At 40.5% G+C, this 16822-nt stretch carries 17 protein-coding genes; 3 read left to right on the top strand and 14 right to left on the bottom strand.

The annotated features are described in order from the left end of the window. Positions 1-10: 10 nt before the first annotated feature. The 11 genes from IGK61_RS08200 to IGK61_RS08150 all read right to left on the bottom strand — a co-directional run bounded on the left by IGK61_RS08200 (position 11) and on the right by IGK61_RS08150 (position 11143). Complete coding sequence (locus tag IGK61_RS08200) at positions 11-715, bottom strand: flavodoxin (protein WP_175445284.1); 705 nt, start codon at positions 713-715, stop codon at positions 11-13. 192 nt (positions 716-907) lie between these two features. Then, entirely contained in the window at positions 908-1849 is a 942-nt protein-coding gene (locus IGK61_RS08195; RefSeq protein WP_074535883.1) for an ABC transporter ATP-binding protein, read from the bottom strand. A gap of 103 nt (positions 1850-1952) precedes the next feature. Then, positions 1953-3383, bottom strand: coding sequence for an ATP-binding cassette domain-containing protein (locus IGK61_RS08190; RefSeq protein ID WP_074535885.1), 1431 nt, complete (start codon positions 3381-3383; stop codon positions 1953-1955). Positions 3384-3389: 6 nt separating this feature from the next. Continuing rightward, complete coding sequence (locus IGK61_RS08185) at positions 3390-4286, bottom strand: ABC transporter permease (RefSeq protein WP_074535887.1); 897 nt, start codon at positions 4284-4286, stop codon at positions 3390-3392. 11 nt (positions 4287-4297) lie between these two features. Then, positions 4298-5227: an ABC transporter permease gene (locus IGK61_RS08180; RefSeq protein ID WP_074535889.1), complete on the bottom strand. Its 930-nt coding sequence runs from the start codon at positions 5225-5227 to the stop codon at positions 4298-4300. A gap of 61 nt (positions 5228-5288) precedes the next feature. Further along, positions 5289-6866, bottom strand: a complete 1578-nt coding sequence (locus tag IGK61_RS08175) for an ABC transporter substrate-binding protein (RefSeq protein WP_438844788.1) — start codon at positions 6864-6866, stop codon at positions 5289-5291. A gap of 677 nt (positions 6867-7543) precedes the next feature. Beyond that, the gene (locus tag IGK61_RS08170) at positions 7544-8272 is read right to left on the bottom strand and encodes a DUF554 domain-containing protein (RefSeq protein ID WP_074535893.1); all 729 of its coding nucleotides are present in this window, start codon (positions 8270-8272) and stop codon (positions 7544-7546) included. Positions 8273-8300: 28 nt separating this feature from the next. Next, positions 8301-8681, bottom strand: coding sequence for a RidA family protein (locus IGK61_RS08165; RefSeq protein ID WP_074535895.1), 381 nt, complete (start codon positions 8679-8681; stop codon positions 8301-8303). A 9-nt stretch (positions 8682-8690) separates the two neighbouring features. Beyond that, entirely contained in the window at positions 8691-9392 is a 702-nt protein-coding gene (locus tag IGK61_RS08160) for a 4-carboxy-4-hydroxy-2-oxoadipate aldolase/oxaloacetate decarboxylase (protein WP_074535896.1), read from the bottom strand. Continuing rightward, positions 9392-10135, bottom strand: coding sequence for a PIG-L deacetylase family protein (locus IGK61_RS08155; protein WP_081343875.1), 744 nt, complete (start codon positions 10133-10135; stop codon positions 9392-9394). Before IGK61_RS08155 ends, IGK61_RS08160 begins: the two co-directional genes overlap by 1 nt. A gap of 54 nt (positions 10136-10189) precedes the next feature. Next, on the bottom strand, positions 10190-11143 hold the full coding sequence (locus tag IGK61_RS08150) for a catechol 2,3-dioxygenase (protein ID WP_074535898.1): 954 nt from the start codon (positions 11141-11143) through the stop codon (positions 10190-10192). A gap of 336 nt (positions 11144-11479) precedes the next feature. On the opposite strand from IGK61_RS08150, the gene IGK61_RS08145 reads away from it, so the two are divergent. From IGK61_RS08145 to IGK61_RS08135, 3 genes are all read left to right on the top strand, one after another. After that, positions 11480-12133: a GntR family transcriptional regulator gene (locus IGK61_RS08145; protein WP_074535900.1), complete on the top strand. Its 654-nt coding sequence runs from the start codon at positions 11480-11482 to the stop codon at positions 12131-12133. A gap of 137 nt (positions 12134-12270) precedes the next feature. After that, entirely contained in the window at positions 12271-12774 is a 504-nt protein-coding gene (locus tag IGK61_RS08140; RefSeq protein ID WP_074535902.1) for a GNAT family N-acetyltransferase, read from the top strand. 225 nt (positions 12775-12999) lie between these two features. Then, positions 13000-13500 carry a hypothetical protein gene (locus tag IGK61_RS08135; RefSeq protein ID WP_005226030.1) on the top strand — a complete coding sequence of 167 codons (501 nt, stop codon included), beginning with the start codon at positions 13000-13002 and terminating at the stop codon, positions 13498-13500. 174 nt (positions 13501-13674) lie between these two features. On the opposite strand, the gene IGK61_RS08130 is transcribed toward IGK61_RS08135, so the two are convergent. Genes IGK61_RS08130 through IGK61_RS08120 form a run of 3 tightly spaced genes read right to left on the bottom strand, consistent with a single transcriptional unit; the run spans position 13675 to position 16657 of the window. After that, a complete protein-coding gene (locus IGK61_RS08130) occupies positions 13675-14364 on the bottom strand; it encodes an ABC transporter ATP-binding protein (protein WP_074535903.1) in 690 nt (229 codons plus the stop codon). Continuing rightward, on the bottom strand, positions 14358-15557 hold the full coding sequence (locus IGK61_RS08125; RefSeq protein WP_074535905.1) for a Tat pathway signal sequence domain protein: 1200 nt from the start codon (positions 15555-15557) through the stop codon (positions 14358-14360). Before IGK61_RS08125 ends, IGK61_RS08130 begins: the two co-directional genes overlap by 7 nt. Continuing rightward, a complete protein-coding gene (locus IGK61_RS08120) occupies positions 15554-16657 on the bottom strand; it encodes a hypothetical protein (RefSeq protein ID WP_074535986.1) in 1104 nt (367 codons plus the stop codon). Before IGK61_RS08120 ends, IGK61_RS08125 begins: the two co-directional genes overlap by 4 nt. Positions 16658-16822: the final 165 nt, after the last annotated feature.

The raw sequence follows: 16822 nt of genomic DNA, 5'->3' as shown, positions 1-16822 counted from the left end.
TTGAATTTTGCTAATATCCTAGTTCATCGAGCCAATTCAACAGATTCGGTTCAGCGTCTTCAACACTTCCCGCTCTTGCTGCAAAGCCTTCAAGAAAGTCATACGCTGGATACAACGTTTGAAGTTCATTTTGACTATTGGTCAGTCCACTTCCCCCATGGGTTGCAAAAGGAATGATTTGTTTATCCGTAAGATCATAGGTTTCAAGAAATGTTAAAACGGCTCTTGGGGCACGGTTCCACCAAACGGGAAAGCCGATAAAGAGAACATCCACTTCAGTCATTTGGGCAACGTCAGCCTTCAACGTTGGTCTGGCATCTTCTTCCACCTCTCTAGTGGCAAAAGCTGTATGTTCATCGTAAACGTTAGGGTAACCTACTTCTGTTTGAATCGAGAACAACGCACCGCCGGTCTGTTCAGCGATCATTTCTGCTAGCACCTGGACATCTCCTACTAAGGTGTCATCGATTACATTAAAACTACTTCCAGAAACTGCTTCGACCGCTGGTTCATGCTCTAAATTTTCTGGTCTTGTGAAATAGGCAATCAAAATATCGGCCTCCCCATCAATCCCTGTTTCTCTCATTTGTTGCGTAACGGTGTCACTAGTACTTGTTTCCGTTGTACCGATGTCTGGCTCGTCATTCATTGAATCACTGCTGCATCCTGCTAGAAAAATCATTGTCAGAAAAAGTCCTTTTGTCCATTTGTTCATTGAATTGCTCCTTTCTTTTCCCATCAAAAATGGTAGTTCCAGTATAATTCTTGAAGTGGACTTTAAGGCAAGGCTCTTGAGCAAACCTTCCCCTATTTTTTACATCTTTCTCACAACTTCCTCACAAAAAAATTTCCTTCCCAGCATACTGAAAAAAGCCGTAAACAAAGCTTTGTTTTACGACTTTTTCGTTTAGTTATCGATTTTTCTCAAACTGGCAGCGACAAAATGATTTGTTCCTACCTGAACCCAATCGGGGTCCGCTGTTTCTTCTGTTTTAAATGTGGTGAAATCAAAGACATTGTTTTCCTTACTGTAAAAATCATCAGGCGCTGTTTTCTTGTTTCGAATGTCGGTTCTTAAAAATGCAGCAAGTAAGCGCCTTGTGTACGGATGGTAAGCATTTTTGAATATCTCATTGATTGGGGCACTCTCGACGATTTTTCCCCCATGCATCACGATCACATCATCGGCCATTTTACTAATGACACCCAAATCATGGGTAATAAACAAAATACTTGTATCCAGCTTGTCTTTTAACTCATTCATTAACTTAAGGATTTCTGCTTGGATGATCACATCGAGTGCGGTAGTCGGTTCATCGGCAATCAATAGCTTCGGATTGCAGGCTAATGCCATTGCGATCATTACTCGCTGACTCATTCCTCCAGATAACTGATGAGGATATTGCTTGGCTACTCGTTTAGGATCTGTGATCTTGACAGCTTCTAACAGCTCATATGCCCGTAAAGTCGCCGTCTTATTGTCGACGTGCTGATGAAGTTTCAAGGCTTCTGTCAGTTGTGCTTTGATTGTAAATACCGGATTCAAACTTGTCATAGGCTCTTGAAAGATCATTGAAATATCATTTCCACGAATTTTCAAAAGCTCTTTTTTGCTTAATTCGAGGATATTTTTTCCTTCAAAACGGATCTGCCCTTCCGCTATATATTGATTTCGTTGAAAAAGTTGAAGGATCGACATGGCTGTTTGACTTTTGCCACTCCCACTTTCTCCAACGATTCCTAATGTCTTCCCTCTTTTTAATGAAAAAGTAACGCCTTTGACAGCTTTGACAGTTCCCCGTTTCGTATCAAAATACGTATGCAGATTATCAACTTCTAGTAAATCCATCTTGGTCTCCTTTTGATTTTTTCCCATTAAACCAATCGTATCATGCTTATAGTTCGTTTGATTGACTCCTCAACCATGTTTCAATTCCTATGTTCTAAAAAAACTATTTTCGCGTACACTTCACAAAATGATTTGGCTCGACTTCTACCCAATCTGGATCAGCATCAGTTTCTTTTGAATAGTTGAATGCCAAATCAGGATGGGTTTCATCAAGAGCCCATGGGCGATACTCTTCGTCTAGCGTTGGAATGGCATTTAATAATTGCCGTGTGTACGGATGGATCGGGTTAGAAAAAATCGTCTCAGCTGAAGCTAATTCTACAAGATGCCCAAAATACATCACACCGATCCGATCAGAAATAAATTTTACGACTCCAAGATCATGGGTGATAAACAAGTAAGTCAAATTGAGTTCTTCCCGCAAATCATGAAGCAAATTGATGATCTGTGACTGAATCGAAACATCTAATGCTGAAACAGCTTCATCGCAAACAATGAATTTGGGCTTTAAAGCTAAGGCACGAGCAATCCCGATTCGTTGTCGTTGTCCACCAGAAAATTGATGCGGATAGCGATGAATAAATTCTTTCTTTAACCCACATTTTTCCATGATATCAAGAATATAGGTTTCATAGTTTGGGTCCTTTTTACTAGTAAAAAATTTGTGTATCAACAAACCTTCTCCAATAATATCACCCACTGTTAACCGTGGATCTAGTGAGGAGTAAGGGTCCTGAAAGATAATTTGCAGGTCTTTTCGTAAAACTCTTGATTCCTTTTGAGTCAAAGCAGCTAGATCGATGCCAGAATCAAGCTGCTCTTCGTAGTATGAAAAGTCTTTTTTGTTCATGACTTCATTTTTTAGTTGTGCGACTTGCTTATCAATAGCTGCTAAATCATTTTGTTGTTCAGCGATCGTTTTTTCCAAGTTCATGAGCTCTGTTTGATCCACTGCCCCATTCATCGCTTGTTTTTGCTGATTAAATGTTAACGCTCGCTTGCTAGCGGCAACTTTTGCTGCAGCTTCGTAACGAGACGAAAGAAGCTTACTGACCTTTTGCAGATCATCATGCAAAATCAAGCCTCCGACTAATCGTAGGGTATTGCCATATTCATTTTCAAAAGCGATTTTCTTTAGACGCAACCGTTCCGTTGTTGCTTCTACATCAGCAGCTGAATCGGCAGCGAGTTTTGATTCGATCGACTGGAGCTCATTGACAGAATCAGTAAACTGTTTCATCTTTTGTGGCAGTTGTTGATAGACTTTTTTTACGTAACGAGGCATGAAATCTTCGATCGTCTCTCCATAGTAAAGGGTCGAGCCTCCGGTTTGTCGTTGGAGCTGAATAATCGTGCGTCCAAAGGTCGATTTTCCACAACCACTTTCACCGACGATGCCTAATGTTTCTCCTTCATAGATATCGATCGTAAGATCTTTATTTGCTTTCACATAGTCTTTTCCCACCCCAAAAAAGTTTTTCTTCTTCACAGGAAAATACTTTTGTAGATTCTTGACGCGCATGATCGTGTCCATAACTGCTTACCTCTCTCTCATCTTCGGATCGATGGCATCTCGGATTCCGTCACCGATCAAATTGAAGGATAAAATGGTCAACATGATCGCGATCCCTGGATAAATCGTCAGGTAGGGATGTGTTCGGATATAGCCTCGTCCAAAATTTAACATCGTTCCCCATTCCGCAACGGAAGCCTCCATACCTAAGCCAATAAATCCTAAGCCAACAGCAGATAAAATTGCTGTGGCAACGCCCATTGATGAATGCACGATGACTGGTGAAAGGATATTTGGCAAGATGTGTTTAAAAATCAGCGATCCATTATTTGCGCCCAGCGCTTTTCCAGCTTCAATAAATTGCTTCTCTTTGACCGCCATCACACTTGCCCGAATAATACGAGCAAAAATGGGGATATTCGCCAACCCGATCGCCAAGATCATGTTCGGCAGACTGGATCCCAAAGAAGCCACGATGGCGATTGCCAACAAAATGGAAGGGATGGATAGTAAAATGTCACAAAAACGCATAATCAGCGTATCGATCCACCCTCTGAAATAACCGGATAAGACACCTAAGATGCCACCTAAAAAGAGTGCCAGTAACACCGCACAAACACCTACAGTAAGCGATATTCTCGTGCCGTAAATCAAACGAGACAATACGTCACGTCCCAAGTCATCTGTCCCAAACCAATGAGAACGACTTGGAAATTGCAATGCATTGGCTAGATTTTGCTCCCGCATACCATAGGGAGCTATAAAGTCTGCAAAAATCGCAGTAATCGTCAGTAACGTGATAAATAGTAACCCAAACATTGCTCGGCGATTTGCTTTTAAGGAAAGCCAAATCTCTTGTTTCGATCCTTCTGGTACGCCTGCAAGTGCTTGCGTTTTCGCTATGGCCTTTTTTCTAGAAAACATGAGTTCCTCCCTTAATCATATGAGGTTTTAATTCGCGGATCGATATATGCATAGAGAATATCGACACATAGATTAACCATCGTAAAAATAAATGCAATAAATAAAACGCCGCCTTGGACGATCATTGTGTCTCTTGTACGGATCGCATTCACCATCAATGTCCCGATCCCATTGATACTAAAAACAGTCTCGGTCAATACAGCCCCACCTAATAAAGCCCCAAACTGCAAACCAATGACTGTCACTACGGGAATCAAGGCATTTCTTAAAGCATGATGGAACGTCGCCTTTGAACCATTTACTCCTTTGGCTTTTGCCGTGCGAATATAATCTTGGTCTAAAACGTCCATCATACTCGACCTTGTGATCCGGGCGATCGTGCCAATTGACGAGGAAGCCAATGCAAATACTGGCATGATCATTTGCTGCCAAGTATCAAAACCAGATGCTGGCAACCAGCCCAGGGTAGAAGTAAAAAGAATAATTAAAAGGAGTGCCTGCCAAAAGGTTGGCATAGAAACCCCAACTAGTGAAAGAAACATCACGAAATTATCAACCTTGGAATAAGGTCTCGAAGCAGAGATCACTCCCAGTGGAATACCAATCAGCGAGGCAAATAACACACTCCATACTGATAATTTGATTGTGTTGGGCAAACGGACTAGGATTTCATCCATGACCACCCGGCCAGAAACATACGATCTCCCAAGATCAAATTCGACGACAACATTTTTTATATAATGAAAAAATTGTTCGATAAAACTACGGTCAAGCCCCATTTGCACACGCATGGCCTCATATTGTTCAGGAGTCGCTCCTTCCCCCAACACCATCGTTACAGGGTCTCCAGGTGATAGATACATAATCGTAAATACAATAAAAGAGACGCCTAGCAGGATAGGAAACAACCACAGAATTCGTTTTACAATATATTGGAACATCTATTCATCTCCTCAAAATAAAGAGCCATTGCGGCTCTTTATTTTATACTCTCAATCCAATTTAGTTTTTTGACACCGTATCTAAGAAGTAACTTCCAGTTGGATGATGTTCGAACCCTTGCACCCAGTTGCGGATACCTGAAACATTTTCTCTGGTTTGTAAGTAAACCCATGGCATCTCATCATTGATAATCTCTTGCGCCTCATGATAATAGGCCAAGCGTTCCTCTTGGTCAGAAGTGCTGCGAGCTGCATCAAGTAATTCATCTACCCGTTCATTATGATAGAACGTACGATTTCCAGCTTCGCCAAAGCTAGTTGAATGGAACAGTGGATACAATCCATAGTCAGCATCTGTTGTGATCGTTGTCCAACCTAGTAAGAACATATCTGGTTCACCAGCTGCTGCAGCATCTAAAAATGCTCCCCACTCCATTTGGTTGACCTCAACAGTGATACCTAATTCTTCTAAAGCAGCGGAAACAACCTGCGAGACACGGATTCGTTCTTGATTGTTATCACCGACATACAACGAAAGAGAGAACCCGCCATCTGGATAACCAGCTTCTGCTAATAGTTCTTTTGCTAATTCAAAGTCATAAGGAGTAGCTTCCAAGTTTTCATTATATCCAAAAACCAATTCGTTGATCGGTCCACTCATTTGAGTCCCGATCCCCATATGAACCGTTTGGATAATCGATTCGACATCGATAGCATGGGCAATCGCGCGACGTACCCCTACTTCTTGCAATGGTGTATCATTTCGAACGTTGAAACCTAAGTATTCCGTTCCTAAATTTTCTGTCGCTAATAAAGTCAATTCATCGTTTTCTTCAACCTTTTCATTATCAGAAGGAGCGATATCATAAACAATATCGACGGTTCCTGACTCTAGTTCAATCAAACGAACACTTGAATCTGTAATTGTCCGAAACTCAATTCTTTCCATTCCCGCTGGCTCATCCCAGTGATCGTCAAATCGATCTAACGTCACGTGACTACCGGTTGCCCATTCAACAAATTCAAAGGGACCCGTTCCCACAACGCTGCTGATACCATAATCTTCACCAGCTTCTTCCACCGCTTTCTCACTCAAAATTCCAACCGCAGGATGTGCTAAATGAGTCAAGAAAGGCCCGAAGGCACCATTTGTCCCGATATGGATCGTATGATCATCGATCACTTCGATCGTATCAGGATCGATCGAACCAATGATATGACTGATCGAAGGTGAGTCCACCGCCCGTCGAAGGGTGTAGGCAACATCAGAAGCTGTCATCGCTTCCCCATTATGAAAGACAACATCTTCTCGCAACTTGAACTCATAAAGGTTCTCTTCAATTTCTTCCCACTCTGTTGCTAACCCTGGCACTAACTCAAGATCGTTGGTCTGTTTGATCAGTGTTTCGTAAATCTGTCTTGCTACCCTGGTAGTTGCTTGGTCGTTCGTTTGATGGATATCTAATGTCACTGGATCCGCACCTGATGCGACCACTAATACATTAGGATCAGAACTAGCTCCCCCTGACACATTCCCTCCCGAACTATCTGTTGGGTCTTGGCCTCCACTACCACAAGCACCTAATACCATCAGACTTGTTAACAATACGAGAGCCCAGCTTGTTTTCCTTTTTTTCATGTTATCCTCCATTTCGTCCCCTGTAACTTAAGGATTTTTTTTTGCGCTCTTCTTCATACCAGCAAATATAGAAATTAGACGCATTGGCGTGTAACTTGGATCGAAAACACATACGCTCGTCCTGTTTTCTATCAACTACCTATAAAAAATTTGCTCATAATGAAGAAGCTTTTATCTGAATGATGAAAATTTTCAGATAATAACAAACTTTAGCTTGGAAATGTGATAGATTTGTGATGAAAACCTAATAAAATTGTCATTTTGTTAGAATAAAATGAAGAATTGCGATTTATTATCATTAATTTGACTTTTTCTTATAAGCTTCCTCTTTTTTAGATGCCGCTTTATTCCTAATTCCCTTCTTTAAAATAGAGCGAACGATGATTCGCACAGAGAATCAGTGTCTTTAGCAACACAGGAAGCTTTGCGAGTTTTTTCCATCTCACCAGAACCCCGATCCCTCTAGACTATTTGGAAGAGCTGAAATAGCTATTCATTTGACAAGAACTGATCGAAAGAAGCGTTATGCAAACTTTCTTCAGTTACATTTAACTAACGCTCCTTTAAATGACCAAACGATCCTTTTAAGCAGAAAAAAGTACAATGGGCAAAAATATGCCTCACTGTACTTTTTAGTAAAAACGATCCCCCGAATCAGTTATTTCTAACAAGGACCATTAGATCAGTGGAACAATGAAGTTGGTCCAAAGATGACTGATAGGCATCGCTAAAATCATTGCTGGGATCATATCTGCTACTGGGAATTCTTTGACTTTCATCATCCGAAATCCAGTAGCGATCATAAGAAATGCCCCCGCCGCTCGAAAATCGTTGATCATTTCTGGCGTTGTCAAAGGCAAAATCTGTTTCGCCCCCAAAAACAACAGGAAAAAGATAATAAATTGCGGTAGAGCGATGATCGAAACCACATAACCTAAATTTGCGGCAAAAATCGCAGCAGTGAAAAGATCCAGAATCGATTTTGAGATCAATATAGTGTTATCCCCTGTCATCCCAGCATCTAAAGAACCATATATGCCGGTTCCACTGGCACAAAATAAAACGATCGCTGTAGTTAACGCGGAGACAAACTCTTCTTGTGATAGTGTGCTTTCTTTGCTCTTTGCCATAGCAGCAATCGGTTTCTCCATCAAAGAGGCACCGTGATTGATCCACTTACCTAATTTCATAACCAATCCTAACCCTGTTCCAATCACCACCGCAAAGACCACGGCTGGCATATTCTGCATTAAACCTAAAGTAAAAATCCCCATCGACATTGAACAAACCCCAAAGATCAAGGTAATCTGGGTCTTAAATTCTGCACTTAGCTTTTTTCCTGCTATCCCGCCGACGATTCCTCCAACGATAACAGATGAAACATTAATTAGTACTCCTGTGGGCATGCTTGGTTTCCCCTACTTTCACTTAATATCAAAGAACAGCGACCATCTCCACTTGAACGTGAACCCCCGGTTTCAATGAATGAACGGTGGTATGTCTTGCAGGTCGATTATCAGGGTCAGGGAATAGTTTCAGCCATTCTTTGTTTACAATTTCTTTGTATGAACGATTTGTCACTGATACGCTGAGATGGGCAATATTTTCGCTACTCCCACCTGCTTTTTCCATAATCTCAAGGATATAGGTAAATAGTTGTGCGACTTCTTCTTCTACAGTTTCTGGCATTTGTCCCGAAGAAGGATCGGTACCCATAAGTGCAGAAGTATAGACCATATTTCCAATTTTAACTGCTGTTGGTATTGGATTTTCATGCGCAGAACCGTTGATTTGAATCACTTGTCTTTTTGTCATGGTTATCACCTACTTGATTTCATCATCGACTTGGTCAAGATAAACGACCCCTTGCTCTGATAAACGCCCACGCAAATTATGGAAATCCATACTTAAGATACCTGCCGCAATTTGCTCCTTGACCGTTGCTTCTTTTCGCATTCTTTTTTCTGCGCTTGCTAAAGTTGCCGCTAGGTTTTCTTTTTGAACGACAACTACCCCATCATCGTCAGCCATGATCAAATCACCGCCCCGCACGACTTGTCCAGCACAAGCTGCCGGTGCATTGACCCAACCACCTTTATTTTTAAACGTTCCTTTGGAGTAAATCGCTCTTGTCCATACTGGAAAACCTAGTTTACGAATTTGCGCAACATCCCGAGCAGCGGAATCGATCACTACTCCTTGTATACCGCGTTTCATCAAAGCAGTAACGATCAATTCGCCGATCATACCGCCGACATATTCGCCGCTGGTCGTCGTGATTACTAAAATATCTCCTGGCTGACAAACCTCGATCGCTGCATGAACCATAAGATTATCCCCTGGTGGACAGATGACTGTCACCGCAGGCCCGACGATTTGCTGACCTTCGATCAATGGTCGCATATAAGGCAACATCAGGCCAGTTTTGTCCTGTGCTTCATAGACAGTGGAAACATCATATTTCCGATAGTCCTTTAACGTATCTTCTGATGGGCGGTAGATATTTTTTAAAATATATTTATTCATTAGTTAAAGGCACCTCCTACATATGGAAAGAAACGTGTGAATGCTTCTGCATATTGATAGTCGTTATTTCCTGAACAACGTCTTGCCTGATTGCCCCGCAGCAAAGCTTTGGCACTGTAATAGTTGATCAAATGTTCTTGTGCTTTGAAGCAGTTCATTGCTGCTTGTTTTTGCTCATAGGTTTCAGTAATATCAATGATTACTTCTGGTTGAAAGCCACTGATCTCTGATTGGTGTGGTTCAAACCCGAAAAGCTGACTTTGCTTGCATCGTTTTGTGTCATCGATCTGGACACCGTTTGAGGTGGACAAAACGCTCGCCTCAAAAACAAAGTTAGAAACAAGTTCATGATCAGGATTAAACGCATCTTTTGGTCCATGGGTCAAAATGATATGTGGTTGAACGTCGCGCATCTTACGAACCATTCGATCCATTTCGGCTTCGCCTACCGACATATGATAGTCTTGCAAATCCCATAGCTCATAATCCGTAACCCCTAAATGTTTTGCCGCTTTCATAATTTCTGAACGCCGAACTGATTTGACCTGCTCCAGCGTTTGACCTGGTTCATTCCATAAGTCGTTTGACTCACCTCGAGCGCCATAGCTCAAAACAACCAGTGAGACGTGCGCGCCATACTTGATGTATTTGGCGATCGTTCCGCCACTGCGCCAAATAAAGTCTCCGGCATGGGCACTAACAACTAATAGGCGTGTCTTTTCATTGATCAATGATGCTTCCAATTTTATTCCTCTTTTCTATGTTCTCTGTGGAAATGCTACTTTTATTTATAAGGATTATTCCTCGACATGAGGTGTGCCGTACGTATGGAAGGTCGAAACAGTTTTATTGCCCCAAGCCTGTCCGCGAGCGCGTTCCTCTTCGTCCCATGAGATGACTTCCCAGTCCGGTTGCAATACTAAATATCCTCCTGCGGCGATCTCGATGCGATTTCCACCTGGTTCATAACAATAAACAAAATACGTTTGATTGATCGCATGCTTACTTGGTGCAAATTCGATGTGAATGTCATTCTCACAGAAAATATCAGCCGCACGTGCGATCTCAGCAAACGAATCGACCGCCATTGCAATATGATGGAAACGTCCTTTTGAAGCGGTTGCATCTTTTGTGAAAACAACCTCATAAGACTTGTTATTTGGACTGTACCAGACAGCTTGACGTGATCCGTCTTTAAATTTGATCTGTTCCGTGAGACGCATTCCAAGTAACTCTTCCATCATGTCGCCATCAGCCGGTGGGTTTGAGGACAAGAAATTGATGTGGTCTAAGTGTTTTACAGCTGCTCCCCGACCAGTAAATTTCTGCGGTTGATTTTTCAAACAAGGCTTAAGTTCAGGTAGCGCAACATATTTTACTGTTTCGTAGTAGAGCTCGTGGAGATGTCCATCGGGACCTTTAAAACGGTAAGCTCGACCATGACCATAATCCCCTTCGATCCAGCCAACACCAAAACCAGCTTTTTCTAAGGCATTCGCTCGTCTTTCTAACGCTTCTGGACTAGTCGTTCGATACGCTGTGTGCTTGATTCCAGCAGTATTTGAAGCAGTCAAAATGACAGAATAAAGCTCATAGTCACCCCAACAACGTAAATAGACAGAGTCGTCTTTTTGATGGACTTCTTCCATTCCTAATACATCAATAAAGAATTTGGTGCTTTCGGATAACTTTGGTGTCAACAGTTCTACATGACTTAAGTGTGCAATTTCATGACTCATTTTCTGTTTCATTTTTCCACCTCATTATTTAATAGTTTTGTGTTCTATTTCTAGTACCAACCTTCTTACGTCCGGATAGTAAGCGATTACAAAAGTCTAAAAATAAAACAACGGTTTTTCTCCTTGCTAGCAACGATCCAACAACGAATAACGTTAATCATTATTGTTGAACAATTTAATTCTACAATTCGCTTTTTTCTTTGTCAACAGCTTTTGGTGATTCTTTTTTTGATCCATTTTTGTTCCCCCTAGAGGAAATCATTGACATACAACGGAAAATCCCTGTATAGTAAGTCTAGAAGATTGTTGAACAACATTTTTCAACAATAAAAAAAGCAGGTGAACTAGATGGAACAAAAAGCAGCATTACCCGTTGATAAAGCCTATGAATATATAAAAACACGCATCATGGATGGTCGTTTTCATCCTTCTCAAAAATTAATTGAGAACGATTTAGCACAAAGTATTGGTGCCAGCCGTAATACCATAAAAAAAGCGTTGCTTAAGCTTGAACAAGAAAATCTAGTTATTTTGGAACCAAACAAAGGAGCAAAAATTAAAGCGTTTGAATTGCAGGAAATCAAGAATTATTTGGAAATTCGGGAGGTTCTAGAAGGTGCGATTTTGCGTCGGACCGCCAAGACGATTTCTACCTCCGATATCAAAGCACTTGAAGATCTGATTGAGCAAATGAAGGAATTTGCTGCCTCCAATAATCTGAATGGGTATTCACAATGCAATCAGCAGTTTCATGAAATTATTTATCGTGCCTCAGAGAATCAGGAGGCAGTTGCCTTAGTCAAACAAATCAAAACACAATTGCAGCGATTGCAGCTTCGAACGAATCTCGTTCCCGGACGAATTGAGCAATCGATCCAAGAACATCAGCAGATATTGGCAGCGCTGAAAGCAAATGATGGCAGTGCTGCTCAAAAAGCGGTCGTTGCCCATATCACCCATTTAATAGAAACGATCGATGCGAATTATCAACAGCTGATTTAAGTAGAAAAACGTCTATTCTGATAAACCATAGCGACTAGACAAGATGAACCATCGCTTTCGTTTCGGCTATATGTTTGAATATGAGTTTTTTGATAAGCAATCAATCCGCCTATTAGGAAAATTAAGGAGAAGCACACATGAACATTTCTTTTCGTCCCCCGCTATTACAAGACCTTGAGTCTATAATGAAAATTGAGCGAGCTAGTTTTACGGTAGATGAAGCAGCATCAGAAAAAGCGATGAAAGAGCGTATCTCAATCATTAAAGATAGTTTTTTGGTTGCAGTCAATAACGACAATCAACCGATTGGCTATGTTGTTGGACCGATTATCCAGGAGCGGTATTTATATGATGAACTATTCGAAAAAACCAGTCTAAATCCTCCTTCTGGCGGTTATCAAAGCATTCTTAGTTTAGCTGTTGCACCCGAGTACCGACAGTTGAAGGTTGGTGGAAAACTTTTGAAGCAACTTATCCTGCAGTGTAAGGAGCAGCAAAGAACTGGAATTACATTGACCTGTTTGGAGCCATTGATCCCTTTCTACAAAAAACACGGTTTTAGTTTAGAAGGTCTTTCTGCTTCACAGCACGCAAATGTCCCTTGGTTTAATATGGTTTTAGAACTGAAACGAAATGAATAAAAAAAGAGATCACTTCGATCTGTAATGGCTCTTTTTCGTCTAAAGAGCTCGATAATCGTTTCCTTTGTGAAACCTGAGGAAGCGAGAATACTGTTTAAGCAAATGAGACATAGTAAAAAAAATCTGAGATTCTTCATTCTATTTACTAGTAATTAGAATGAGATAGATGTATTATTAAGATAAAAGAAATAAGTTGGTATAATTTTACTTAAAAGGAGAAAATACATGAAAAAAATATTTATTGCCTATTTTTTATGTTCAATGTTGGGTCTTGCAGCTTGTAGCACAGGTACCTCGGATAGTGTATCAACCAAAGAAAGCACTACTCGCACTTCGCTTACAAGTGAAAGTACTCTTTCCAGTTCCTCTTCTACAAATGAATCAATAGCTGAAACAACAACTGGAACAATTCCCAGCCAATCATCTGTTACACAGAACACACAAATCCAATCATCAGATATTGCGACTGATTCAAATACACAAGCGAATGCTGACGGTACGCTTTCTATGGAAGATCAAGCATTAGAAATGCTGTATGCCGCTAGACCAGAAATGAAAAATGACGATTATACATTCGCATTTTTCGGGATGGTTGGTGCTGATTATCTTTTCCGAGGTACAAGCATTTCGATTCGTAATCAAGGCGGATCGGGGACAATAGGATTTTTCCGAGTAACACCTGAAGGTGCTGTGATCGATACCGACTCATCGGGAAATCCTTACTAAATCATCCGTTCTTAATGATTCAAAGTTACTATTAAAAAGTTTTGCGGATTTCAACATCCCCAGAACCGAATAGTTGGATATGTTTTTCATTTTTCGAAGAACAAAATGAATAAAGAGAGAGCAAAAAAGAGTTGTCTTTTGCTTCTCTCTTTTTAATTGACGGTTGTCCTTTTATTATTGGACCTTCACATAAATCTCCTGATATTTTTCCATCAATGATTTTTTAGGATCATTGTATTCAAACATAACCCCATCTTTCAGAAATAAGATCTGCTGAGAGATCTCCTCCAAATTATACAAAATATGAGAAGAAACCATGATCGCTTTTCCTTCTGCAGCCAGCTGCTGCAAAATGGTCGAAACCAATAAAACATTGGTAGGATCCAGTCCGTTCATCACTTCGTCCATGAACATATATGACGTATCCCCGATTACTTGCATCGCAAAACAGAGCCGCTGACGCATGCCTAATGAATAGGTCGCTACGCGGTTTTTTGCATAATCTTCCATTTGTAGCAGAGTAATGATCGTTTCAACCTTCTTTGATGACTTCCAAATACTTTTGTATAGCTCAAGATGTTCAATACCGGTAAATTCCTCGAACAATTCACTTTGATCTGGCAATAGAGATACATTTTCTAATAAGCGGCTTTTTTTCTTTAGCAAAGTGTAATCTTCGCCGTTTAACGTTATCTCGCCAGAAAAGCGCGATACTTGTCCCAGGATTGCTTTCATCATTGTGGTCTTGCCAGTACCATTTGGCGCTACTAAACCAATAATCGCCTTTTCTGGCAAATCAAAGGAAATATTTTTTAGGATCTGCTTATCTCCAAAATTGACGGATAAATTCTGAATGCTCAACATTTTTTTCGTCTCCCTTCAATCAGATAAGTAAGCAAAAGCAAACCCGTTAAACTAACGATCCAGGCTAATAAGACCCTGACTCCGAAATCAAAACGCATCCGAGGATCATAATAATCAAACCAGCTTCTCCCCAATACGACCTTCCCAATACTAACAAAAGAAGTGGGGAAAAAATGCCAGCTATTGTATGCTCCGCCACCTCGAACCAGATAAAAATTACTGGAAACAAGCAGCAGCAATGAAAACATTGCGCTAATAATCTGGGAAGAAAACCACTTATTTAGTAAAAACGCAAATAGAAAACCAAGAATCAGGAACAACACATAGAGAGCAAGGCAACGAAGCAACACGTTTCCCAACGTCGATAAAACAAAATTCACTTCGATACCACTCGTCCAATAAACCGCCACTGGATAATCTAAGCGCCCAACTTCATGAGTAAAGCTATAGAGAAAAACGCAAGCCATGACTGGTAAAAGCAAGCTGAGTCCATACGCTAACCCAGCTGCAGCTTTGGCTAAAAATCTGCGAGACTTGCGCAATGGAAATGTCGCAAGCAGTGTCTCATGTTTTTGGTCCCGTGTAAAACTATCACTAATTCCTAAAATGAAAAAGAAAAGCAAAGCCATTGGCAAGATCGTTTCACTGCTTCTGAGCAATGCCTGCAAAGCCGTTTTTTCCTCCAAGGCTTGTGCTGTCACCTCCCCCTCATAGCGGGCAAATTCCTGATATTTCAAGATATTTTTTTGATAGTCGTAATGTCCATCGATTTTTGCATTCGGATTATTGTTTAAATAATAAGGAATGTCGTAACGTAGAACCCCAATATCGTTTGCGAATAGCTGCTCGTCAGAAAATCGATACCATTCACTCGTGGCTTCAGCGTATTGCCGCCAATCATGATCATCGATCGCTGCTAATCGCATTTGATCCCATTTGTTCCAAATCGGAAATACACTCAGCGCATAATGAACATAAAAGTGAGTATTTTCATCCACAGTAGTATTTTCTAGAAATGTCTGTCTTTCCGCAACTCTGGTGTTGATAACAGGTCGATTGATTTTATCGATCGGCTCGAAGTTGGAGGCGACCTGCAATGTATAGTAGACACCTAAGAAGAAAAGCAGGAAAAAAGAGACATACGTTCTTTTTTGGCGAAACTGTCGCTTTAATTCGAACATCCAGATAGTCATTTCCTTAATCCCCCTTTCAATCGTTGTGTGGTCAACAAAAAAAGAGCGACCGTAAAGATGAGCAAGAGGATCAGAGCGAAATAAAAAGAATAAAATGACCAATCACTGGCAAAAGCATAGTCTCCTTGAAGCAGCTGGAAGACATTCAGAAATTGAAACGGTGTAAGCAGCCAGATCCGACTAGGAACAATCAGCGGTAATGCCCCAAGTAAACTAGCAAGTAAGCAGGTTTGTAAGACGTCTTTCGTTACAGTAAAAATGAACGAGGTCAAACAAATAGCAAATCCAGTGATGACAATCGTCATCAGAAAATACAAGAGCAAAAAGAGAAGAAATCCAACTGCTTGAATTTCCCGCAACCAATAGGCAAAAGGATATGAAAAATCAACATGATCAAAAAAGAAAGAACAAAAAACAGCACTGATCAAAAACAAGCTGGTCCCTATGGTGCAAATTACCAGTCGAATGATGATAGGAATAAAAATTCGGTCTCGTTTTCTAAAAGGTAAGCTGTTGGAAAACTGCGGTCGTTTCACTTCTGAAAGAAAAAGATCTGCTGACCAGAAAACAGTCAAATAAAAAAGTAGTGCGCCATAGAGTAAAAAGACGGTTTTCCAGTAGTCACTGAATCCTTGCTGATTCCAATGAAATTCTTTGTTTTTGGCAAGTACTTGTGTGAACTCACTTGTTTCTTGAACCACTGTTGACTGTTTTGGAAACAAGGATCGGTCACTTTCAGCGGCATACTGCTCATAGAAAGTTCCCATTTTTTCACCATAATCTATGCTGGCAAACAGATACCGTTGGCGATTTTCTAACATAGCAGATTGTGTCATGGTTGCTAAAGCGTTGGATTGATCAATAAGACTAAGATAACGCTCATCGGTATTCTCGACATCGGTCAAATCAATTTTTTGATAACTTTGCAAGGCGATATCGATAGATGATAGTCGTGCCTGAGCAATATCTGCGACCGTTTCTGTCACATTTTTTTGAATGAAAACAAAAAATAGTGGCAATAACAGCAAGAATACTACTATAAAGCGATGCTTTAGGCTGTTTGTTTCTAATTTTAGGTAAAAGAGTAAGGTGTTTTTCAAAAGACGCTCCTTATGATTTTCATAGATAAACTTCAACATCACTACTTTCTACAAAAAGTTTGATGTATTTAAGTCCATTTTTTAGTTAAAGTTAAAGATAAACCAAAGCATTTTCATCACATTTCAAAACTTTCATCTTTATATTTTATATAAAAAGCTATTTTA

This window comes from Enterococcus sp. AZ063 (assembly GCF_051715045.1).
Taxonomy (GTDB): Bacteria; Bacillota; Bacilli; order Lactobacillales; family Enterococcaceae; genus Enterococcus_D; species Enterococcus_D casseliflavus.
This window is presented reverse-complemented; position numbering and strand designations above follow the sequence as displayed.